Below are 23,128 nucleotides of genomic sequence, written 5' to 3' on the forward strand. Positions count from 1 at the left end.
GAGCCAATCTATCGCCGTCACCGAGATTTTTTCGGCCAGACCGGCCCGATGCGACGGCGGCGCGCCTTTCGGACCCGCGCCACAGTCCTTAAACAGACCGGGATGACCGACGCCCTCCTCTCCCCCGCAGCCGTGACGCCGCCTAAGCCCAGCCCCTTCCACGGGCTGACGGTGAAATGGGTCAAGCACTGGACCGACAGCCTGTTCTCCTTCGCCGTCGAACGGCCGGAGGATTTCCGCTTTCGCTCGGGCGAGTTCGTCATGATCGGCCTGCCGGGCGAGGACGGTGGAAAGCCGGTACTGCGCGCCTATTCGATCGCCAGCCCCGGCTGGGCCGAGGAACTGGAGTTCTTCTCGATCAAGGTCGCCGACGGCCCCCTGACCAGCCGCCTGCAAAAGATCCAGGCCGGCGACACAGTCCTGATGGGCAAGAAGCCGACGGGGACCCTGGTTCTGGACGCCCTGACCGGCGGCGAGCGGCTGTGGCTGATCGGCACTGGCACGGGCCTGGCTCCCTGGCTGGCCGTGGCGCGCGATCCGGACACCTATTCCCGTTTCGGTCAGGTCATCGTCTGTCACACGGTGCGCAACGTCGCCGACCTCGCCTACCGCGACTTCTTCAGCCGCGAGATCCATGACGATCCCCTGATCGGCGACGAGGCGAAGGCGCAGTTGGTCTATTATCCGACCGTCACCCGCGAACGGTTCGAGACGCCGGGCCGCATCACCGACCGCATCAAGTCCGGTGACGTCTTCGCCGACCTGGGCCTGCCCATCGGGTTCTCGCCCAACACCGACCGCGTCATGCTGTGCGGCTCCATGGCCATGATCAAGGAGACCGGCGAACTGCTGGAATCCTACGGCCTGAAAGAGGGGTCGAACGCCGAACCCGGCGACTATGTGCTGGAACGGGCGTTCGTCGGATAGGTCGCAGGCATCGGGCCTTGGCGGGGCGCCCTGCCCGCGCTAGTTCCCCCGCTATGCACAAGCCCGCCCTCGTCGCCGTCGATCCGCGTCTGGATCCGTCCGAATGCACGACGATGGTGGAGGTGCGCCAGGGGGTCGACGCCCTGGATCGCGCGTTGGTCGCTCTGATCGCCGAACGTCAGCGCTACATGGACGCCGCCGCCCGCATCAAGCCCGACCGCGACGCCGTCCACGACGACGCCCGCATCGAGGACGTTGTTTCAAAGGTTCTGGCCGCCGCCGAGGCCCACCACCTGTCGCCCGACATCGCCGAACCCGTCTGGCGCACCCTGATCGACCGCTGCATCGCCCACGAGTTCGGCGTCTACGACCGGACGCGCAGCTAGGACCGCAGCGACCGCAACATCAGCTCGTGCCGCCAGGCCGCGACGTCCGCCAGGGCCTTGTCGAGCGCCGTCCTGACCCGGTCCAAAGCGGGCGCGGCCAGCGCCTGATCCGCGATTTCGGCGTCCGCGCAGATCGCGGCCAGTGGCCCCGCCCCGATCCCCGCCGCCGCACCCCGGATCGTGTGGACGGCGTCACGCCAGCCGTCCGTCTTCGGCTCCAGCATGGCCGACCACATGGCCGCCTGTTCGGCGAACAGGCCCAGCACCTCTTCGGCGATCGCATCGTCACCCCCGGTCATGCGATCGAGCACACCGAAGTCCACCGCGCCGGACAGGTCCCGCTGCGCCATCAGGGCTGGCTTGCAGGCGCTTTGGCCAGTCGCGCGTTCTTCGACGACCAGATGAGATAGATCACCAGCCCGACCGCATTCCAGGCGAAGAAGCCCAGCTGGGTGCTCGGCTTGAGGCTCAGGAAGAACACCACGCAGCCGACGACGGTAATCGCCGCCACCACGGGCCACAGCGGGGCCTTGAACAGCCGCTTCCGCGACGGATCGCGCAGCCGCAGCACCACCAGACAGACCCCCACGGCACAGAAGGCCGCCAGCGTCCCCGCATTGGCCAGCGATGCCAGCTCGTCCAGCGGCAACAGCCCGGCCAGGATCGCCACCACCACCGCCGTGAACACCGTCACCAGCGCCGGAACGCCCCGCGTCGATATCTGCGCCAGCCGCACCGGCAGCAGGCCGTCACGCGCCATGCCCAGGAAGATGCGGCTCTGGCCGAACAGGAAGGCCAACAGGACGGTCGGCAGGGCGACCACCGCCGACACGCCGATCCACTTCGCCGCCGTCCCCTGCCCCAGGTCGCGCAGGATCAGGGCCAGGGGTTCGGGGCTGGCCGCGAAGGACGCCACCGGCCGGGCCCCGATCGCTGCGGCCGCCACCACCATATACAGGGCCGTGCAGATCAGCATCGAGCCGACGATGCCGATGGCCAGATCGCGCTCGGGCTTCTTGGTCTCTTCCGCCGCCGTCGAGATGGCGTCGAAGCCGTAGAAGGCGAAGAAGATGATGGCCGCCGCCGCCATGACCCCCGTCTTGACGAACGGTGCCCCGAAGCCCTCGGGCATGAAGGGGGTGAAGTTGGCCGCGTCGAACGACGGCAGGGCCAGCACCACGAAGACGATCAGGGCGACGATCTTGATGACCACCAGGGCCACATTCACGTTCGCGCTCTCGCGCGTGCCCAGCAGCAACAGTCCGGTCACCACACCGATGATGAAGACCGCCGGGAGGTTGATGATCCCGCCCGCGTGCGGCCCCATGGTCAGGGCCGCCGGCAGAGCCAGGCTGACCCCGCCGATATCGAGCCCGTTCAGGAAGCCGACCGCATAACCCGACCAGCCCACGGCCACCGCCGACACGACCAGCGAATACTCAAGGATCAGGCTCCACCCCACGATCCAGGCGAACAACTCGCCCAGCACCGCATAGGAATAGACATAGGCGCTGCCCGCCGCCGGCATCATGGTCGACAGTTCGGCATAGGCCAGGGCCGCACAGGCACAGACCAGTCCCGCCAGCCCGAACGACACCAGCACCGCCGGCCCCGCCAGTCCGGCTCCGACCCCGATCAGGGTCAGGATGCCGGTCCCTACGATGGCCCCGACGCCCAGCGCCAGCAGGTGCGGCCAGCTCAGCGTCGCCTTGAGGCGCGGCCCATGCGTGGCCTCGTCATGCGGTTCATGCATCGCATCGATCGACGTGCGCCGGTTCCAGAACGCCATGGATGAGCCTCTCCCGCTGATTCCCCCGTGACCTTACAGCGCGCCAGGCCCATTTGCGAAAGTCGTTCGCAAATCCGGGGTTGCGCGACGCGTCTTCCCCCGGTATGTCCGCCCCTCCCCGACGCTCACCAAGGCGAAGGGGCGCGAGATGGTACGGGTGATTAGCTCAGTTGGTAGAGCAGCTGACTCTTAATCAGCGGGTCGTTGGTTCGAACCCAACATCACCCACCATCGTTCGTCTTCGATCATTCCAGGCCGCCCCCCCGGTCACGACCACTCCGACGTCGGCGACCGTGATTACGTCCAGCCGCCGTCGACGACATACTGCTGGTTCGTGATCGCCGAGGCCTCCGAGGACGTGAGAAACACCACGACGCGCGCGATGTCCTCGGGGACGAGCCGGCGCTTCAGGCATTGCCGCTCGTAGAGTTCCCGCTCGGAGTCCGGCGTCACCCATTTCTCGAGCTGGCGCTCGGTCATGATCCAGCCGGGAGCCAGGGCGTTGACCCGCACGCCATGCTGGCCAAAGTCCCGGGCCAGCGATCGCGTCAGCCCCAGCACCGCCGACTTGGACGCCGTATAGGCCGCCATGCCGCCCTGACCGATCATCCAGGAGGTCGAACCCAGGTTGAGAATCGACCCGCGTCCGTTGGCGACCATGTCCGGCAGGACGGCCTGGGCCGCGAAGAACTGGTGCTTCAGATTGACCGCGATGCGACCGTCCCAATAGGCCTCGGTGACCTCGAGCGTCGCGTGCCGTTCGTCGTGGGCGGCGTTGTTGATCAGGGCCTCGATCGGCCCGAAGCGGCTGCGGACGGCGTCGATGGTCGCCTTCAGCGCCGGGATATCGGTCAGGTCGCATGGGAAGAAGGCCGCATCGCCCTTCCCGCTTCCGTTGATCTCGGCCTCCAGTGCTGATCCTCGGGCCTGATCGATGTCGATGAAGGCGACGCGGGAGCCCTGGCGTGCGAAGGCCCGGACGATCGCTTCGCCGATCCCTGCGGCTCCGCCGGTGACGATGACCGTCTGGCCCGCCAGATCCGGATAGACTGCGCCCATGACCACTCTCTTTCGCTAAGTTCGTTTCTGGCGTGTTCAGGTCTTGGCCTGGAGCCAGCCGTTGACGTCCAGCCAGCGCATGAAGACGTCGAACCAGCCCAGGCTGGTGCGGCCTTCGTTGCCCAGGCCGAAACCGTGGCCGCCGTTCTGATAGAGGTGCAGTTCGACCGGCCTGCCGGCCCGGTGCCAGGACTCGACCAGGCCGATGCCGCGGTTGCCGAACAGCGGGTCATCGATCGCCAGAGCCACGAACATGGGCGGCGCGTCGGCGGGCACCTCGACCGGGTCCATGGCCCCATAGATCGGTGCGATGAAGGCCGGCCTGGCCGCTCCCCCCGCCAGGGTCGTGGCCATGGTCGTGCCGGCGCCGGCCGAGAAGCCGACCATGCCGATGCGCTCGGGGTCGACGCCCCATTCCCCGGCGCGGGTGCGGATCAAGGCGAAGGCGGCCTCTGCGTCGGCGACCGGATTGGCGAAGGGCCCGCCGGGCCGGGACGACATGGCATCGACCGTCGGGCGCGGCGGCCGGCGTTCGCCTTCGGCGAACATGCCGTTCATGTTCCGCTCGAACTCGGCCAGATCTGCGGGCGTGGGCTGCAGCCGGTATTTCAGGACGAAGGCGGCGATGCCCCGGTCGGCCAGGGCCTGGGCGACCTCCCAGCCCTCGTTGTTCATCGACAGCCAGCGCAGGCCGCCGCCGGGTGCCACGACCACGGCGGCGCCGTTGGCCTTGCCGGCCGCCGGCAGGACCGGGGTCAGGGTGGCGACCGTGACGTTGCGCGTGAAGATATCGCCCCACTGGTTGAACCAGGTTTCGGGTGAGGACTGTCCATCGACCCCGCCGGTGTTCAGTGGAATGGCGTTGGGCTCGGCCGGGGCCTCGGCGGGGGTGACGGGCGAGGTCTGGGCCAGGGCGGGCGCGGCCGACAGGCCGAGAGCCGCCAGCAGAGCCAAGGCCGCGATGGGACGAAGTTTCACTTGGCGTGTCCTGTTGAGATGTTGATCGGGCACCGGTGCGCGCTGGAGACCGTCACCGGATCAGGCGCTGACGTCGGACGTCGGCAAGGCGTGGGTCGGGCGCGAGCCCCACAAAGCGTAGAACAGGATGTACAGCTCGCAGACCATGGTCAGCAGGAAGGACAGCTGCAGGCCGTAGCGGTCGGCCAGCCACCCCTGCACCACGACCAGGGCCCCGCCGGCGATGGCCATGATCAGCAGACCGGACCCCTCCTCGGTCAACGGCCCCAGACCCTTGATGCCCAGGGTGAAGATGGTCGGGAACATGATCGAGTGGAACAGGCCGACAGAGATCAGCGCCCACATCGCCAGAGGTCCGCTGGCAAAGGTCGCAACCCCCATGACCACGAAGGCGCCGACGGCGAAGACGGCCAGGACCTTGTCGGCCGGGAAACGGTGCGTCAGCCAGCTGCCGAAGAACCGACCCACCATCATCCCGCCCCACAGGATGGCCAGATAACGTGAGGCTTGCTCCTGGCTGATGGCGGCGATGTCCGGCTGGGACACGAAGTTGATGAACAGGTTGGCCACGCCGATCTCGGCGATCAGATAGATGAAGATGGCCGGCACGCCCCAGACCAGGTTGCGGTGCTTCCACAGGGACAGGCCCTTGCGATCCGCGGCGCTGGCGCGACGACCCGAGGCATTGATGGTCGGCAGGGGAAAACGGGCGATGACCACGGCCAGCAGGGCCAGCACCACCGCCACAATGATATAAGGCAGGATGACCGACTGGGCGTCGGCATAACGCTCGGCTGCGGTCAGCACGACCTCGCCCTGGGCCGTACCGCCGCTGGAACGCCCCAGGATCAGATACCCCGCGAACAGCGGCGCGAGCGTCGTGCCCAGGGAGTTGAAAGCCTGGACAAGGTTCAGTCGCGACGAGCCCGTCTCCGGCGGTCCGATCACCGTGACATAGGGGTTGGCCGCGACCTGAAGCAGGGTGATGCCGCTGGCGATGACGAACAGGGCGGTCAGGACCAGAGCGTATGAGGCCAGTCGTGCCGCAGGGACCATCATCAGGGCGCCGACCGCCATCACGGCCAGGCCGGTGACGATCGACCGCTTGTAGCCGATCCGCTCGATCAGCTTGGCCGACGGGATCGAGGCCACGAAATAGGCAATAAACCAGACCGATTCGATCAGGGTCGTCCGGGTGTAGTCCAGCACGAACACACTGCGCAGATGGGGCAGCAGGGTGTTGTTGATGACGGTGATGAACCCCCACATGAAGAACAGGGTGGCCAGCAACGACAGAACGGCGCGCGCCCCGGGTCCCCCCGTCGCGCCGGGTTGAGCCTGGGCCGTCAAGCCCGATACCGGTCCTGCCATCGTCTTCGTTTCCCCTGCAGCAGACATCTCGGGTGGGTCCGGCGCCGCTTGCTCTCGTCTCATTTGTCAGACTATTGTGCGGGCCAAGGCCGGGCGTCAAGCGCGGCGCAAAAAGCTTGGGGACGAACGATGGTTAGAGCCGGATTGGCAATGACGGCACTGGTCTGGCTGGCGTCCTGGAGCGGAGTGTCGGCTGCCGAGGCGCGGCGTGAGGCGGCGGGTGTCCTTGCGGACGGAACCGCCGTCGAGGCCATCGTGCTGAGCAACGATCACGGGGTCTCTGCCCGTATCCTGACCTATGGCGCGACCCTCCAGTCGATGAGCGGTCCCGATCGCGCCGGCCGCGTCGCAGACGTCGTGCTCGGCTATGACAACGCCTCGGACTACGAGACCCATCCGAATTATTTCGGCGTCACGGTGGGGCGCTATGCCAACCGTATCGCGGGCGGACGGTTCACCCTTGATGGCCGGACCTATCAGCTCCCGCTGAACGACACGACCAACTCCCTGCACGGCGGAGGCAAGGCCTTCGACAAGGTGGTCTGGCGGGTGGTCTCGGTCGAGAGCGGTCCCCGGGCGCAGGTCGTGCTGTCCCATACCAGCCCGGACGGAGACGCCGGCTATCCGGGGCGGCTCGACGCGACCGTGACCTACAGCCTCGACGACACCGGCGCCCTGACCATCGCGTTTGGCGCGACGACCTCGGCACCGACCATCGTCAACATGACCAACCACGCGATCTTCAACCTGGCAGGCGAAGGTGCGCCGGGGGGGATCGAGGGACACCGGCTGACCATCCCGGCGGCGGCCTATACGCCTGTGGATGCGGCGCTGATTCCGACCGGCGAACTGCGGCCGGTCGCCGGCACGGTGTTCGATTTCCGCACGCCACGGATCATCGGCGAGGGCCTGCGTGACGCGCGCGACGAGCAGATCCGCCTGGGGCGCGGCTATGATCACAACTTCGCCCTCGACAAGGGCCTGACGGACCAGCCGCTACTCGCGGCCCGTCTCGAAGATCCACACAGCGGACGGGTGCTGGAGGTGTTGACCACCGACCCCGGGGTCCAAGTCTATTCCGGCAATTTCCTCGACGGGACCCTCGTCGGCAAGGGCGGGCATCTCTACCGGATGGGCGACGGCCTTGCGCTGGAACCCCAGAAATTTCCCAATGCCCCGAACGTTCCGGCCTTCGTACCGGCCCGTGTCGATCCGGATCGGCCCTACAGACACGTGATGGTCTATCGCCTCACGACCGCCGACTGAGGCTCCGCTCCATGCGCCTTCTCCAGCACCGGGCCGATGATGGCCGCCGGCAGGTCATCGCCGCCGATGGGCCCGACGCCCGCTTCATCAGGGGTGCCGAAACTGTACGCGCCCTGGCCTGGGACGCCATCACGTCCGGTGCCGATCTGGCCACCGTCATCGACCGCCGCGGCCTGGGGGATGTCGTCGATCTGAACGTGGCGCTGGAGGCCGGCCGCCTGCTGGCCCCCATCGATCACGATGACCCGGCCCACCTGAGCCTGACCGGCACCGGCCTGACCCACCTCGGCTCGGCTGAGGGTCGCGACCAGATGCACCGGGCCGCCGCCGCCGCCGACCACCAGACCGATTCGATGCGGATGTTCCTGGAAGGGTTGAAGGGCGGCAAGCCTGCCCCCGGCGCGGTCGGCCAGCAGCCGGAATGGTTCTACAAGGGCGACGGGTCGCAGTTGGTCGGTCCCGGACAGCCTCTGACCATGCCCGCCTTCGCCCAGGACGGCGGCGAGGAGCCGGAACTGGCCGGCATCTATCTGATCGGACCGGACGGGACCCCGTGGCGGCTGGGCGTCTGCCTCGCCAACGAGTTCAGCGACCATGTGACCGAGCGCCACAATTACCTGTGGCTGGCCCATTCCAAACTGCGCCCGGCCGCTCTGGGACCGGAACTGCTCGTCGGAACCCCGCCGACGGATCTACGCGGGACCAGCCGGATCCTGCGCGACGACAAGGTGCTGTGGGAACGGCCGTTCCTGTCGGGTGAGGACAACATGTCCCACAGCCTGACCAACCTCGAGCACCATCACTTCAAATACGACCTGTTCCGTCGTCCCGGAGACGTCCACGTGCATTTCTTCGGGACCGCCACCCTCTCCTTCTCGGAAGGTGTGCGCACCCAGGTGGGCGATGTGTTCGAGATCGAGGCGGCACCGTTCACGCTGCCGCTCAGAAATCCGCTGGTCCGCGCGGCCAAATCCCAGGCCGCCGTCCGCCGGCTCTAAGGCTCGCCGGGATAAGCGCCGTCGCCCGGAATGAGTGCGCGGCACAGCTTGACCTACGTTGTCATGGCCCTCACGGTCATGTCAGACTTTTCAGATTGCCGTACTGGATGACGTGATGACCCTCTCTCGCCTCGTCGCATTTCTCGTCACACCGATCATGGCGACCCTCGTCCTTTCGGCGGCTGGTCCGGCGCTGGCGCAGATCGAGAACGGCATTCCGCCCAATGAACTGAACGCGGGCTACATCATGGAGGCCGAGCGGGAGGTCCTGCGCAACATGCAGCGGCTGAACGCCCAGGCGCGCCGCGAGCCGCCGGCCCAGAGCCTGGCCAACGCTCAGGCGGCGGTGACGGGGGCCGGCGCGACCTGCCAGGTGACGGAGGCGAAACTGCTGGGCAAGACGTCCGAAAGCGCCAGCATCTATGAGGCGACGTGCCAGACCGGACCGGGGTATCTGCTGATCGCGTCGACCCCGCCGCAGGCCGTCAGCTGTATCGTCGCCGCCCAGTCCGCGACCCAGAACGTCGCCGGCCCGGGAAACGAAACCACCTTCGTCTGCACGATGCCCGCGAACCAGAACGGCATGGCGGTGCTTGCCGCCTATGCCCGGGAGGCCGGAATCCAGTGTCAGGTCGATTCCGCCGGGCCGGTCGGCACCGCCAACGGCCAGACGGTCTATGAGATCGGGTGCGCGGGTCTGGACGGCTATCGACTGAAGCGGACCGACACAGGCTGGGAAAAGACCGAGTGCTGGATCATCGTCAGCGCCGGATCACGCTGCGCCAGCACGACGCCTGAAGAACAGTTCGCCACCATGAAGGCGCGGCTGGTCGGGACCGATGCCGCTGCGTGCCAGGTCGACGGGGGCCGCTTCATGGGGGCCAATGCCAATGGCGCCTTCTACGAAGCGCGTTGCGCCGGGTCGGACGGCTTCATCTTCCACGTCAAGGACGAGGTCATCGACCGGGTCATCCCTTGCGCCATCGCCGCGCCGATCGGCGGAGGCTGCACCCTGACGCCCGTCAGGGCCGCGATGCCCGCGCCGGCGGCACCGACCCCCTCGAACTGATGCCGGCCTAGCGCGAGCCGCGGGTCAGCGTCCTGACCCGCACCAGGCTGGAACCCGCAGTGATGTAAAGCGTCCGGCCGTCGCCCCCAAACTTGCAGTTGGCGGTGGCGCTGCCCGTTTCGATGCGACCCAGGGAACGGCCGTCGGGCGTCAGCACATGGACGCCGCCGGGGCCAGTGACGAACAGATGTCCCGAGGCATCGATGGCCAGACCGTCAGGCAGGCCGGGATGGGCGTCACCGACCATGGCGGTGAAATCCCTGAGCACCCGGCCGTTGGACAGCGTGCCAGCCGCGCTCAGATCATAGGCCATGACCACGGCCCGCTCGGGATCGGAAACAGGGACGTAGAGGGTGCGTTCGTCCGACGACAGGGCGATCCCGTTTGGAAAGGTCAGGCCGTCCTCCAGCAGGGTCACCGCGCCGTCCGGGTCGAGCCGATAGACGCCGTTGTGAGGCTGCTCCTTCAGCGGCGAGGCGTTCATTCCCTCAAGCCCATAGGGCGGATCGGTGAAGAAGATCGCGCCGGTGCTGGCCTGGACCAGATCGTTGGGCGAGTTGAACCGCTTGCCGTTGTAGTGGGTGGCCAGGAGCGTCTTGGTCTTGCTGGCCAGTGCGACCCGGGCGATCGCCCGGTTGCCATGGTCGGCCATCAGGATCGATCCCGCCGGACCCTCGATCAGGCCGTTCGAGCCCGGCTCGCGGTAGCCCGAGGCGTCGGCGCCGTCGAAGCCCGACGGATCCATGAAGACCGAGGCCCCATCCGCCGGCGACCAGCGGTGAATCCTGTTCCGGGGCACGTCGCTGAACAGCAGATAGCCGCCGTCGGCGATCCAGACCGGACCCTCGGACCAGGTATAGCCCTCGGCCAGTTTCTCGATCGTGGCGTCCGGCGCGATCAGCCGGTCGAGGGCGGGGTCGTCGCGAACGATGCGGCCGACGGTCGGATAGGCGGTGTCGGCCTCGGGCATGGCGACGCTCCGGCAGGCGGTGGCGGAAAGGGCGGCGGCCCCGGCGATAACCAGGCGGCGGGAGAGGCTCAAGGTCGGGGCTCCTCGGCGGACTGGGTCGGGATGGCGGTGGCCGGGATGGCGCTGACACCGTCGGATGTGATGGTGAAGGTGGTCCGTTCGCGGATATCGGCCGACGATGCGCCCACCATCACCTGGATGTCGCCCGCCTGGATGCGCCAGCGCCCCCCATCGACCGTGCCGTCCCAATAGGCGAGTTGTGCTGGCGTCAGGGTGAACCGCACCCGCTTCGCCTGACCGGGTACAAGGGCCACACGGCGAAAGCCTCGCAGTTCCTGCACCGGCCGTGACACGGCGGCGACCGGGTCACGGACATAGAGCTGGACCACTTCATCGGCCGGAATGGCAGAGGTGTTGCGGACCGTCACGCCGACCTCGATCTGGCCATCGGCCGCGACCTCGGTCTGGCTGAGCAGCAGGTCGCTGTACTGGAACCGGGCGTAGCTGAGGCCGTGGCCAAAAGCGAACAGGGGGGTGATCGGCTGGTCGCGATACCGGGCCGTGTCGCGCACCAGATCCTCGGCGGCCGGACGACCGGTCGGCAGATGGGCGTAGGTCAGGGGCGCGGCCCCGTTGGCGCGCGGGAAACTGATTGGCAGACGGCCGCCCGGCGATACGCGGCCGGTCAGGACATCGGCGATGGCCGGCCCGCTTTCGACGCCGAGGAACCAGGTCTCCAGGATCGCCGGCGCGCGCTCGGCCAGTTCGGGGATCGCCAGGGGTCGGCCGTTCATCAGGATCACGACGACCGGCTTGCCCGTGTCGAGCACGGCAGCCGCCAGCGCATCCTGGGCGGCGCTGAGGCCGATGTCGGTATAGCTGCGTGCCTCGCCCGACCGGTCGAAATGTTCGCCCACCACCAGCAGGACCAGGTCGGAGGCGCGCGCCGCCTCGACCGCCGCGGCCAGGGCCTCTGCGTCCGAGACCTCATGCACAGCCTGGGCACCCTCGCCGGAAGCGGTCACGGCGATCGCCTGCGCCGCCTCCGGTCGATAGCCCTGAGCATAGGTTATCGTGGCCTGTGGCAGGGCCTCGCGCAGGGCGGGGATCAGCGGCCGAACGTCCTCGACCTTGCCTTGGGCGCGCCAGCTGCCCAGCGACGAGTTGGCGTCCTCGGCCAGGGCGCCGATCACGGCGATCCGACGCGCGGAGGCGACGATCGGCAACAGGTCGCCGTCGTTCTTGAGCAGCACGATCGAGCGCCGCGCGGCCTCACGGGCGAGCGCGCGATGCTCGGGCGTCAGCATGGCGGCCGCCTCGCGCGCAGGATCGGCGCGGCCATACGGCGTATCGAACAGGCCCAGCCGTTCCTTGGCGGTCAGCACGGCGATGACCGCCTCGTCCAGCATCGGCAGCAGGGCCGGGTCGGCCTCGATCGCGCCCTTCAGTTCTGCGGAATAGAGGTTGCCCGCCATGTCCATGTCGACGCCGCCGCGCAGGGCCGCCGCACCGGCTTCGCGAGGCGTTGCGGCAACGCCGTGATTGAGCAGTTCGGGGATGGCGTTCCAGTCGCTGACGATCAGGCCGTCATAGTTCCACTCCCCGCGCAGCAGCCCCCGCACCAGCGCCGGATGCGCCGTCAGGGGCACGCCTGCGATGTCGTTGAACGCGGTCATCATCGACCCTGCCCCGGCCTGCACCGCCGCATGGAAGGGCGGCAGATAGACTTCGTGCAGGGTGCGATCGGTGATGTCGGCGCTGTCGTAGTCGCGACCGCCCACGGCGGCCCCATAGCCGACGAAATGCTTGGCGGTGGCCAGGATCGAGGTCGTGTCGGCGAGCGATGAACCCTGATAGCCGCGCACCTGGGCCGTCGTCAGGATGGAGCCGAGGTAGGGATCCTCCCCTGCCCCCTCGACGACCCGGCCCCAGCGGGGGTCCCGGGCGATGTCGACCATGGGGGAGAAGGTCCAGTTCAGCCCGGCGGCCGTCGCCTCGACCGCTGCCACCCGGGCCGTCTGCTCGACCAGGGCCGGATCCCAGCTGGCGGCCAGGGCCAGGGGCACGGGGAACATCGTCTTGTAGCCATGCACCACGTCCATGCCGAACAGCAGGGGTACGCCCAGCCGGGATTCCACGACCGCCACCCGCTGCAGCTCACGGATCTGGGCGGCACCCGCCACGTGCAGGAATGAACCGATCTCACCGCGCCGGACGCGGTCCAGGGCCGCCGCATCCAGGCGTGAGTTCAGCGCGCGCTGGCGCCCGCCCGGTACCTGGTTCAGTTGACCGATCTTTTCATCCAGCGTCATGCGGCCGAGCAGATCGCGGACCCGCTGGGACGGCTGTTCAGCCGGCTGGGCGACGGCCGCGCCCACTACAGACAGGCTCAGGCAAGCCAAGGCGACCAGGATGCGTCTCAACACGATTTGTTCTTCCGACAACGTTGTCAATTGCGTGCCTTCAGCCCTAAACCAAAGGCTGGCCGATGGCAAAGCGGCGATTGAACCAGAGGACGCACCCGGGTGACCAGGGCGCGCGGAGGACAGAGGAATGACGTCGAACCCCCACGCCGACGCCCTCGGCAAGGCCACGCTCCGGCGGATCACGGGCCGTCTGATGCCGCTGTTCTGCCTGATGTACCTGATCGCCTACATAGACCGGCAGAACGTTTCCTACGCCAAGCTCCAGATGGCCGACGCCCTGGGCATGAGCGAGGCGGTCTACGGGCTGGGCGCCGCCCTGTTCTTCATCGGCTATTTCCTGTTCGAGGCCCCCGCCAACCTGATCCTGGCCAAGGTCGGGGCTCGCGTCTGGTTCACCCGCATCATGGCGACCTGGGGCCTGATCACCATCGCACTCGGCTTCACCAACAGCCCGGCCATGTTCTACATCCTGCGCTTCCTGCTGGGCGCGGCCGAGGCGGGTTTCTTTCCGGGCGTCCTCTATGTCCTGACCCTGTGGTATCCGCAGTCGCATCGCGGCCGGATGATCGGTGCCTTCATGATCGCCAGCGCCGTCGCCAACGCGGTCGGTGCCCTGATCGGCGGGGCCCTGCTGGATCTGGATGGACTGTGGGGACTGGCCGGCTGGCAGTGGGTCTTCATCGCCACGGGCATCCCGGCGGTCGCGCTGGCCCCCTATGTTCTGTTCCGCCTGCCGAACGGCCCCCAGACCGCGAAGTGGCTCGAGCCGGACCAGAAGTCCTGGATCGCCGGCGTGCTCAAGGCCGAGGACGACGCGGCACGGGAGACCGGCCATGCCTCGCCGTGGCGAGCCATGCTGGACCGGCGTGTGTTGCTGCTGGCCGTCATGTACGTCGGCTTCCCCCTGGCGGCCTATGGGCTCAGCTACTGGCTGCCCACGGTGGTGAAGGGGTTCGGCGTGTCGAACACCGTGAACGGCATGCTGAACGTCATCCCCTGGATCCTGGTCGGGTTCGCCCTGTGGCTGCTGCCCCGTCATGCCGCCCGGGTGGGCCACAGTGTCTGGCATATTGCCGGGCCGGCGCTGGTCGGAGCGGCCTGTCTGGTGCTGAGCGTCGTCGTACCGGGGGCCGTGGCCAAGTTCGCGCTGCTGTGCATCGCCGCCCCGGCCATCTTCGCGGCCCAGCCGGTGTTCTGGAGCCTGCCGCCGACCTTCCTGCGGGGGGCTGGAGCGGCGGCGGGGATCGCGGCCATCAACTCGATCGGCAACCTGGGCGGCTTCGTCGCACAGACCGTCGTGCCGGCGATCAAACAGGCGACAGGCAGCGACATCCTGCCCATGCTGTTCCCGGCTGCCTGTCTGACGGTGGCGGCGGGGCTGGTCTTCGTCGTCCTGCCCCAACTCGCCCGCGCGCCGGTTCGAGACGTCAGAGCGTAACGGTCCGCCCCTCACGCGCCGAGGTGTAGATCGCCTCGATGATCCGCATGTCGCGCAGACCTTCTTCGCCCGAGACGATCGGCTCGGCATTGGTCATCACGCACTGCGACAGGTGGTCCAGCATCCCTGCGAACTGGTTGTTCGCCAGCGCCGGGGCCGGATGATCGACCGTCTGTCCGCCTTTGCGCAGGCGAAGGCGGTTGCCGTTGTAGGCCGTGGCCGGCTCCGCATCGAGCCAGCCGTCCTTGCCGACGACCCGGTAGCGATTATGGTTTGAGCCATAGGACGACACGCAGTTGGCGACGACGCCCGAGGGGAATTTCAGCAGGAAGTTGATCGTGTCCTCGACCTCCTTGAACCGGATGTCGGACCGGTCGGTCGACTCGATCGCCGTGACCGCGATCGGTTCCTCGCCGGTCAGATAACGGGCGGCCTGAAGGCTGTAGATGCCGATGTCCATCATCGACCCGCCGCCGGCCAGGGCACGGTTCAGCCGCCACTGCTTCGGGTCGCCGATGTTGAAGCCGGTCTCAGCCGAGATGACGCTGAGCTTGCCCAGTTCACCGGCACGGGCCATGCGGATGGCCTCGCGGTTGTTGGGCTCGAAATGGCTGCGATAGCCGATCATCAGCTTGCGGTCGGCGGCACGACAGGCCGCGATCATGGCCTCAGCCTCCGCCGCCGTATTGGCCATGGGCTTTTCACACATGACGTGCTTGCCGGCCGCCGCGGCGCGCAGCGTCCACTCGTGGTGCATGCCGTTTGGCAGGATGACGTAGACGATGTCGACGTCCGGATTGTCCCGGATCGTGTCGAATGTGTCGTAGGTATAGAGGCCGCTCTCCGGCACGCCGTACTGGGCCGCATAGCGCCGCGCCTTCTCCGGTGATCCGCTGACCAGGGCCGTCACGCGCGAGTGCCGGCATTCGGCGAAGCGCGGCAGGATGATGTCGGCGTACATCCCCAGGCCCATGATCGCATAGCCCAGCTTGCGGTCGGTCTGGGGCGACGCGAGCGCCGCCCCCGCCCCCAGTCCCGTCGATGCGGCGGCCCCAAACTTCAGCAGGGTCCGGCGATTGGATGTCAGGGTCATGGTCGGAATCTCCAGGGGTTTGGTCGCGGTGCGTCGGTCAGGGTCGCGGACGGAAGGGCCGCTCGCGATAATCGAAATGGTGAAAGTCGGCGTGCAGGCCGGTGCCGGACGTGTCCTGGCAGGCCATGCCGACGAAGGCGCCGGTGAAGTTCGCGGTCCCCGGCTGAGCCGCCTCGTCGGAAAGGATGCTGGCGTCGAACACCTCGGGCAGCCAGAACCAGTCGGCGTCGCCCTGACGCCAGGCGAAACGCAGCCGTTCCTCATCGACATCGACCCGCAGTTCGATCGGGCCGTCAGGGATGGCAATGGGGCGGGTAAAGGCGTCGGCTTGGGCCTGGTCCGGCAGGGCCGACATCACTTGCAGCACACGCCCCGACGCCTCGTCGTGGGTCACGTGCAGATAGTGAAACTTCGCCGCGCCGTAGTAGCAGACCAGCCCCGCCGCCTGCTGATAGTGGGCCGGATTGAAGGTCATGTCTGTGATCGCGGTGAAGCAGAAGGCTTGCTGACGGCGCGCCACCAGCGACTGCCGGAAGGCGCTGCCGAGACTTTCCCGGCCGAACAGGCGCAGCGCACCGGGCTGCGCAGTCAGGGAGAACAATTCCTCGGGCCACGGCGACCGCAGCCACTGGAAGACGAGCGGCAAGGCCGGACCGTCGAAGGTGGTGATTTCGACGACCTCATCAGTTGCCGGAGCGTCTGTGCCCGGCGTGACCACATCGATCACCGGCAGGGCGTCGCCCGCCTCGGTCCGCAACCAGCCGTCCTCGCCCCAGACCATCGGCTGGATCGCCGTCTCCCGGCCCAGGACGCACCGGCCGCGATTTCGCAACGGCCGCCCGCACAGATAGACCGCCCAGGTCCGACCCTCCGCATCCTCGACCAGATCGGCATGCCCGGCGCGCTGCAAGGGACTGTCGGGCCGGTCGCGCGCGGTCAGGATCGGCCCGTCGGGATGGAGTTCGTAGGGTCCATCGAGGCTTCGGGACCGCGCCAGCGTCGCCGCATGGCCCCATCCAGTGCCCCCCTCGGCGGTCAGCAGATAGTACCAGCCGTCCCGACGATACAGATGCGGGGCCTCGGTCAGGCCCAGTGCGGTCCCCTTGAAGATCAGCTGCCGCTCTCCGACCAGCCGCTTCAGCCTGGGATCGTATTCCTGCAACACGATGCCGCCGAACCGGTTCGCGCCGGGACGGTGGTCCCACAGCATGTTGATCAGGTATTTTCGGCCGTCATCGTCATGGAAAAGCGACGGATCGAAGCCGCTGGAATTGAGATGGACAGGGTCGGACCAGTCGCCGTCTATCGTCGGACTGGTGACAAGATAGTTGTGGAAATCCCTCAGCGACGCCCCCGAAGCGCCACCGACCGAGGTGCGCCCGTACCGCTTCACATCCGTATAGACGAGGTGGAACAGACCGTCGGCATGGGTCAGGCAAGGTGCCCAGACGCCGCAGGAATCCGGAGCCCCGATCATGTTGAGCTGGCTCGGACGCCGCAGGGGTCGCGTAATCAATCGCCAGTTCACGAGGTCGGTCGAATGGTGGATCTGCACCCCCGGGAACCACTCGAAGGTCGAGGTCGCGATATAGTAGTCGGCGCCGACCCGGACGATGGACGGGTCGGGATTGAACCCCCGCAGGATCGGATTGCGGATCACGGCCGCGCATCGACGAGGGTCGCGCTCGACCCCGCCCCCTGCCCCGGCGTCGATCCACCGGGGTCACGCACCAGGGTCCACAGGACGACTGCGCCCAGCAGATCCAGCACCGCCAGGGCGATGAAGAAGGGGGTGTATCCCACCGTCATGACCAGCCCGCCGATCAGCAGCGAGAACAGCAGAACCCCCAGATTGCCCATGGTCCCGGCCATGCCTGTGACGGTGGCGACCTCGTTCCTTCGGAACAGATCCGACGACATGGTGATGACCGTCACCGACAGGGTCTGGTGCGCGAAGCCGCCCAGGCACAGCAGCAGGATGGCCAGATAGGGGCTGTCGACCATGCCGACGAAGGCCACGCCGATCATCAGCACGGCCCCGACCGTAAAGGCCCACCGGCGGGCGTCGATCAGCTTGACGCCCCGCTTTTGCAGGAACAGCACGACGCTGGGCCCGAACAGACAGCCCAGGTCGGCCGCCACGAAGGGCAGCCAGGCGAACAGGGCGATCTGCTTCAGGTCGAACCCGCGCACGGTCGTCAGGTACAGCGGCACCCAGAAGGCCAGCGTCCCCCAGGTCGGATCGGCCAGAAACCGCGGCAGGGCGATGCCCCAGAAATTGCGCTGGCGCAGAAGTCGCAGGATCGACGGCCGGGTCCCGTCGCTGAGCGTATGGGCTTCGCGCCCCTCCACGATCTCGGCCCGCTCAGCCTCCGACAGCGCGGGATGACGTTCCGGCGCACGATAACAGACCAGCCAGAGCACGACCCAGACCAGGCCCAGAGCCCCCGTGATCACGAAGGCCGCCTGCCAGTTGTAGGTCAGGATGGCCCAGGCCACGAGCGGCGGGGCCAGCATCGATCCGACCGAGGCGCCCATGTTGAACACCCCGCCCGCCATGCCCCGCTCGCGCGCCGGAAACCACTCGGAGACCGCCTTCATCCCGGCCGGATTGGCCGAGCCCTCAGCCAGACCGAGCAGGCCCCGCAATCCCGCCAGCATCGGCCAGCTGTTGGCCAGCCCATGGGCGATGGTGATCAGCGACCAGGCCGTCGCGAACAGGGCGAAACCCGTCCTCAGGCCCAAGGTGTCCAGCACGAACCCGCACAGCGGCTGCATCATGATGCCGAGCTGGAAGGCGCTGGTGATGTAGGAATACTGCTGGGTCGTGATGCCCAGTTCGGTGTTCAGGGTCGGGGCCGCGACGCCCAGCGTGCTGCGCGACAGATAGTTGAGGATCGCCCCCAGCATGACCAGGCCGATGATCCACCAGCGCAGTTTCACGCCGAACAGCCCCCGCCCCATGGCCCTACTGTACCTTGACGACGGCGACGGAGCGCGGCGAAAGGTCGAAGGTCATCTGGCCGTTCGAGACCCGTCCTGCGAAGGCGACCGGCTTGACGGTGTCGGGGCTGTCGAACGTGTTGTGGCTGTCCACCGACGGCGCGGTCAGCAACCGCCCCTGTGCGGTTCCCGTCGCGCCGGGAAGCCTCAGGGTCAGCGTCAGTGGCGTGTTGGGATCGACATTGACCAGCGACAGCCACAGCGCGCCGTCCTTGTCGCGCGCCGCCACGGCGTCCGATCGCGGCAGGCTGATATCACCGAAGGTGTAGACGCCCTCGCCCAGGCTCAGCGGAACCAGGGTCGCGTCCTGGAACGGCACATACAGGTCATAGACGTGATAGGTCGGCGTCAGGACCATCCGCGGCCCATCGGTCAGGATCATCGCCTGCAAGACGTTGACCATCTGGGCGATGTTGGCGACCTGCACCCGGTCGGCATGGCGCATGAAGATATTGAGGTTCAACGCCGCGATGACGGCGTCGCGCATGGTGTTCTGCTGCTGTAGGAACCCGGGGTTGCTGCCCGGGGTCGGGTCGGCCCACAGGCCCCATTCATCGACATAGAGGGCGACCTTCCTGTCCGGATCATAGCGATCCATGATCGCCGTCTGGGCGGTGACCCAGCCTTCCATCTTCAGCGTCGCCTTGATCGCCTTGGCGTATTCGTCCTCGCCAAAGCCGACGCTCGGACCCTTGGCCTCCCAGGAATTCGGGATGGTGTAGCCGTGCAGAGAGACGCCCTCGATGTCCCAGCTCCAGACCTTGTCCTTCCAGGCCTGCATGACCGTTTCGGTATAGTCCTCGTTGCCGCTGTCCCAGCCGACGGCAACGCGCTGCATGGCGTCGGGCCCGGTCTGGGCGGGGTTCAGATTGCGCGAATAGTGGGCGTACTGCTTCATCTCCTCGACGTAGTGATCCGCAGACATCGCGCCGCCGCAGCCCCAGTTCTCGTTCCCCAGGCCGAGGTATTTGATCTTGTAGGGCTCGGGATGACCGTTCGCCGCCCGCTCCTGGGCCAGGGTCGTCGGCTGGTCGGCGGTCAGGTATTCGAGCCAGTCGGCGGCCTCCTGAACCGTGCCGGAGCCGACGTTCACCGACAGGAAGACCTCGGCCCCGACCTGGTCCGCGAAGTCCATGAACTCATGGGTGCCGAAGCTGTTGGGCTCGATGACATTGCCCCAGCTGGCGTTCAGTCGAGCAACCCGGTTCTCCGCCGGACCGATGCCGTCGCGCCAGTGATACTCGTCGGCGAAACACCCGCCCGGCCAGCGGATGTTGGGGGCCTTGATCGCCCGCAGCGCCTGCACGACGTCCGTGCGGATACCCCGGACATTGGGAATGGGAGAGTCCGTGCCGACCCAGACCCCGCCGTAGATCCCGGTTCCCAGATGCTCTGCGAACTGTCCGAAGATGTTGCGATTGATGGTCGGCCCCGGCGTATCGAGGTCGATTGTGATGGCGATGGGGGACGTGGCTGCCACCTGGGCCTGTGCCGTCGGAGCGATCAGGGCGATCGCAAGGGTCGTCGCCAGAAGAGGACGCAGGGTCATGGAAATCCCGATCATGGTCTGAAGCTCTCTCAATGTTGCGTCGGAGCCGGGTCAGTTCGGCAGGGTCGTGGACCCGGTGATGACGACAGTCGCGGCTTGGCCCGGCACATCGGGCAGACCCGGTTGGCCACCGCCGAACCAGAGGCCGGCCGTGCCAGCGTCGACACGTCGGACCCCCGACGCGTCCACCGTGGACAGGCTTCGATTGTCGATGGTGAAGGAGACCCGGCGCTGCTCTCCGGCCGCCAGATGGATGCGCTGAAAGCCGACCAGCGAATGCTTCGGCGCTCCCGCGACGTCCGGTCGGCTGAGGTAAAGCTGGACGACCTCGTCCCCGGCGCGACCCCCGGCATTGGCGACCATGACGCTGGCTTCGACCGAGCCGTCGGCACTCACCCGCCGCGCTGCGACCTTCGGTTCGCTGTAGGCAAACCGGGTGTAGGACAGGCCGTGCCCGAAGGGGTACAGCACCGGCCCGTCGAAATAGCGATAGGTCCGGTCTGTCATGTCGTAGTCGGTGAAGGGCGGCAGATCGTCAGCGGACCTGTAGAAGGTCACCGGAAGCCGGCCTGCTGGATTGACGTCCCCGGCGATGATGCGGGCGACGGCATCGCCGCCCTGACCACCCGGATACCAGGCCTCCAGGATCGCGGGCACATGGGCGTCGGCCCAGTTGACGCTGAGGGCGCTGCCGTTGACCAGAACCAGGACGACCGGCGTACCCGTCGAATGGACCCTCTCCAGCAGCGCCTGCTGGACCGCAGGCAGGTCCAGACTGGTCCGGTCGCCGCCCACGAAGCCCGGGACCTCGATCGCCATTTCCTCGCCTTCGAGCTGCGAGGTCAGTCCCGCGACGAAGATGACGACGTCCGCATTGCGGGCGGCCTGCGTCGCCGCAGCGGCTCCGGGATCGGAGGGAAGGCTCCACAACAGTCCCTCATTGCCCTCGGTGGCGCGCTGGAAAGCCTCGACGCGGATACGATAGGTCTGGCCACGCGACAGCTGAACCTTGCCCGCCGCGATGGACGGCCGCCAATCGACCCCCCAGGCATCGACGACGGGCTTGTCGTCGATGAAGATCCGGTACCCCCCGTTGGCGTCATAGCGGAAGACGTGCTCGCCATCCTCGGACGCCTTCAGGAAGCCGCTGAAACGCACGGCACCGCTCTGCATTTCGCCCGACCACCGGTACCGGGGCTCTCCGATCGGCATGGTCTCGATCGGAGGGGTGGCAAAGGTGCGATCCGCAAAGCGTTCGAGTGTCAGGCCGCTGGTTCGGCACTCCGCATCGGCGCACAGGACCGCGTCCGGCACGGGCACCAGCGCAGGATCGATCAGGCCCGTTCCCTCGGCAAAGGTGATCTCCGCGTCGGGAAATCGCCGACGAATGCCGTCCAGTATGGTCACCGGCTGTGACGGCTCCCCGTTGTAGTTTCCGACCAGGGCCGCCTGGCTGTCGGCATTGGGGCCGATCACGGCGATCCGGCGGACGTTCTCGTCCAGCGGCAGCAACCCGTCGTTCTTGAGCAGGACCATGGCCGCCTCGGCCGTCGCGAGAGCCAGCGCCCGCCCCGCCTCCGTGTCGAAGTCGGCGGCCGTGATCGAAGGGAAGACACGGGCAGCGTCGTCGAACTGTCCCAGCCTGACCCTGGCCGTGAACAGGCGCACCAGCGACCGGTCGATCGTCGCCTCAGACAGCAGCCCCTCCCTGACCGACTGAACGATATGCTCGCCTTCCACCGGGCCGCCGCAGATCAGGTCCATGCCCGCATCGAAGGCTGCGGCCACGCCCGCTTCCGGCGTGGCTGAATACCCGTGATGGTCCGGCCGATAGATGTCGGCGACCGCCTCGCAGTCGGAAACGACATAGCCGTCGAACTTCCAGTCGCGGCGCAGGTAGTCGGTCAGCAGGGATCGGCTGGCACAGGCCGGCACGCCGTCCACCGCGTTATAGGCGCACATGATCGACCCGGCCTGGCCTTCGATCACGGTGGCCCGGAACGCCGGTAGATAGGTGTCGGCGAGATCGCGGGCGCTCGGGTGGATGTCGTCCCGGTGGCGACTGGCCTCCGGCCCGGAATGAACGGCGAAATGCTTCGGTGTCGCGATGGTTCGGTAATAGTCCGGTTTTTCCCCTTGCAGGCCGCGAACGAAGGCCACCCCCAACCGTGCGCTCAGATAGGGATCCTCACCGTAGGTCTCCTGACCGCGGCCCCAGCGGGGATCACGAAAGATGTTGACGTTGGGCGACCAGACCGTCAGCCCGGCGAACCAGTCGGACCCGCCGAAACGATGGCGCTCGGCCAGGTGCTTGGCGCGGAACTCGACGCCGATCAGGTCAGCGACGGTATGAATTCTGGCCATGTCGAACGTCGCGGCCAGGCCGATCGCCTGAGGGAATACGGTGGCATAGCCCGCCGCCGCTACCCCGTGCAGGCCTTCATTCCACCAGTTGTACTCACGCACCTGAAGGCGGGGAATTGCCGGGGCGTCGTTCAGAAGTTGTGACGCCTTCTCTTCCAAAGTCATGCGGGACACCAGATCGGCGGCGCGCTCGGCGGCCGGCCTGGCGTTGTCCTGATAGGATGGAAGGGTGGCTCCGGGCAGTTGGGCGTGCGCGTTCGGTGCCAGGACGAATGCGCCGATCAGGGTCATCCAGGCGATGACGGATCCATAACGGTTGAACCCGGCACGCTCCTGTTCGCGACCGACCGACGCAGGCGTGACCCCGCCTGTCATCGCAGGACGATCTCGACAAAATCTCACGATCGCCTCCCCGCCAGCGGACGAACTTTTATAGGTTCAA

The 23,128-nt window shown here is 67.4% G+C and carries 18 protein-coding genes and 1 tRNA gene; 7 read left to right on the forward strand and 12 right to left on the reverse strand.

The genetic code is table 11. The features are described from left to right. The first annotated feature begins 102 nt into the window (after positions 1 to 102). Both O5K39_RS16010 and O5K39_RS16015 read left to right on the forward strand, forming a co-directional pair. Positions 103 to 927, forward strand: a complete 825-nt coding sequence (locus O5K39_RS16010) for a ferredoxin--NADP reductase (RefSeq protein ID WP_271144597.1) — start codon at positions 103 to 105, stop codon at positions 925 to 927. A 53-nt stretch (positions 928 to 980) separates the two neighbouring features. Continuing rightward, positions 981 to 1,313: a chorismate mutase gene (locus tag O5K39_RS16015; RefSeq protein WP_271144598.1), complete on the forward strand. Its 333-nt coding sequence runs from the start codon at positions 981 to 983 to the stop codon at positions 1,311 to 1,313. Here the strand turns inward: O5K39_RS16015 and O5K39_RS16020 are convergent. Further along, entirely contained in the window at positions 1,310 to 1,663 is a 354-nt protein-coding gene (locus O5K39_RS16020) for an Hpt domain-containing protein (RefSeq protein ID WP_271144599.1), read from the reverse strand. The two genes, O5K39_RS16015 and O5K39_RS16020, sit on opposite strands and share 4 nt — an antisense overlap. Further along, the gene (locus O5K39_RS16025; RefSeq protein WP_271144600.1) at positions 1,663 to 3,102 is read right to left on the reverse strand and encodes an amino acid permease; all 1,440 of its coding nucleotides are present in this window, start codon (positions 3,100 to 3,102) and stop codon (positions 1,663 to 1,665) included. The genes O5K39_RS16020 and O5K39_RS16025 overlap by 1 nt, the downstream gene beginning before the upstream one ends. Before the next feature lie 155 nt (positions 3,103 to 3,257). Between O5K39_RS16025 and O5K39_RS16030 the strand changes: the two genes are divergently transcribed. After that, positions 3,258 to 3,333 (forward strand) — tRNA-Lys (locus O5K39_RS16030). Positions 3,334 to 3,399: 66 nt separating this feature from the next. Here the strand turns inward: O5K39_RS16030 and O5K39_RS16035 are convergent. Genes O5K39_RS16035 through O5K39_RS16045 form a run of 3 tightly spaced genes read right to left on the reverse strand, consistent with a single transcriptional unit; the run spans position 3,400 to position 6,510 of the window. Continuing rightward, a complete protein-coding gene (locus O5K39_RS16035; protein WP_271144601.1) occupies positions 3,400 to 4,161 on the reverse strand; it encodes an SDR family oxidoreductase in 762 nt (253 codons plus the stop codon). A 36-nt stretch (positions 4,162 to 4,197) separates the two neighbouring features. Further along, entirely contained in the window at positions 4,198 to 5,139 is a 942-nt protein-coding gene (locus O5K39_RS16040) for an alpha/beta hydrolase (protein WP_271144602.1), read from the reverse strand. Positions 5,140 to 5,199: 60 nt separating this feature from the next. Further along, positions 5,200 to 6,510: a sugar MFS transporter gene (locus tag O5K39_RS16045; RefSeq protein ID WP_271144603.1), complete on the reverse strand. Its 1,311-nt coding sequence runs from the start codon at positions 6,508 to 6,510 to the stop codon at positions 5,200 to 5,202. Positions 6,511 to 6,660: 150 nt separating this feature from the next. Between O5K39_RS16045 and O5K39_RS16050 the strand changes: the two genes are divergently transcribed. The 3 genes from O5K39_RS16050 to O5K39_RS16060 all read left to right on the forward strand — a co-directional run bounded on the left by O5K39_RS16050 (position 6,661) and on the right by O5K39_RS16060 (position 9,843). Further along, on the forward strand, positions 6,661 to 7,776 hold the full coding sequence (locus O5K39_RS16050; protein ID WP_271144604.1) for an aldose epimerase family protein: 1,116 nt from the start codon (positions 6,661 to 6,663) through the stop codon (positions 7,774 to 7,776). A gap of 11 nt (positions 7,777 to 7,787) precedes the next feature. Then, entirely contained in the window at positions 7,788 to 8,774 is a 987-nt protein-coding gene (gene araD1 / locus O5K39_RS16055) for an AraD1 family protein (protein WP_271144605.1), read from the forward strand. Positions 8,775 to 8,889: 115 nt separating this feature from the next. Beyond that, entirely contained in the window at positions 8,890 to 9,843 is a 954-nt protein-coding gene (locus O5K39_RS16060) for a hypothetical protein (protein ID WP_271144606.1), read from the forward strand. Between the two features lie 7 nt (positions 9,844 to 9,850). Here O5K39_RS16060 and O5K39_RS16065 read toward each other — a convergent pair whose 3' ends face one another. Together O5K39_RS16065 and bglX are read right to left on the reverse strand one after the other, a co-directional pair. Continuing rightward, positions 9,851 to 10,885 (reverse strand): SMP-30/gluconolactonase/LRE family protein, encoded by a 1,035-nt coding sequence (locus O5K39_RS16065; protein ID WP_271144607.1) that lies wholly within the window; start codon positions 10,883 to 10,885, stop codon positions 9,851 to 9,853. After that, positions 10,882 to 13,239, reverse strand: coding sequence for a beta-glucosidase BglX (gene bglX, locus O5K39_RS16070; RefSeq protein ID WP_271144608.1), 2,358 nt, complete (start codon positions 13,237 to 13,239; stop codon positions 10,882 to 10,884). The genes O5K39_RS16065 and bglX overlap by 4 nt, the downstream gene beginning before the upstream one ends. A 127-nt stretch (positions 13,240 to 13,366) precedes the next feature. Here bglX and O5K39_RS16075 point away from each other — a divergent pair, with 127 nt between their 5' ends. Further along, the gene (locus O5K39_RS16075) at positions 13,367 to 14,677 is read left to right on the forward strand and encodes an MFS transporter (protein WP_271144609.1); all 1,311 of its coding nucleotides are present in this window, start codon (positions 13,367 to 13,369) and stop codon (positions 14,675 to 14,677) included. On the opposite strand, the gene O5K39_RS16080 is transcribed toward O5K39_RS16075, so the two are convergent. From O5K39_RS16080 to O5K39_RS16100, 5 genes are read right to left on the reverse strand one after another with little or no spacing between them, the layout of a single operon-like run. Next, a complete protein-coding gene (locus O5K39_RS16080; protein WP_271144610.1) occupies positions 14,667 to 15,770 on the reverse strand; it encodes a Gfo/Idh/MocA family oxidoreductase in 1,104 nt (367 codons plus the stop codon). The two genes, O5K39_RS16075 and O5K39_RS16080, sit on opposite strands and share 11 nt — an antisense overlap. 37 nt (positions 15,771 to 15,807) lie before the next feature. After that, entirely contained in the window at positions 15,808 to 17,430 is a 1,623-nt protein-coding gene (locus tag O5K39_RS16085; protein ID WP_271144611.1) for a glycoside hydrolase family 43 protein, read from the reverse strand. Further along, on the reverse strand, positions 17,427 to 18,734 hold the full coding sequence (locus tag O5K39_RS16090; RefSeq protein ID WP_271144612.1) for an MFS transporter: 1,308 nt from the start codon (positions 18,732 to 18,734) through the stop codon (positions 17,427 to 17,429). The genes O5K39_RS16085 and O5K39_RS16090 overlap by 4 nt, the downstream gene beginning before the upstream one ends. Positions 18,735 to 18,738: 4 nt before the next feature. Further along, entirely contained in the window at positions 18,739 to 20,337 is a 1,599-nt protein-coding gene (locus tag O5K39_RS16095; RefSeq protein ID WP_271144613.1) for an alpha-L-arabinofuranosidase C-terminal domain-containing protein, read from the reverse strand. Between the two features lie 36 nt (positions 20,338 to 20,373). Beyond that, the gene (locus tag O5K39_RS16100) at positions 20,374 to 23,061 is read right to left on the reverse strand and encodes a glycoside hydrolase family 3 protein (protein ID WP_271144614.1); all 2,688 of its coding nucleotides are present in this window, start codon (positions 23,059 to 23,061) and stop codon (positions 20,374 to 20,376) included. Positions 23,062 to 23,128 lie beyond the last annotated feature (67 nt).

The sequence above is a fragment of the Brevundimonas sp. NIBR10 genome, assembly GCF_027912515.1.
GTDB lineage: Bacteria > Pseudomonadota > Alphaproteobacteria > Caulobacterales > Caulobacteraceae > Brevundimonas.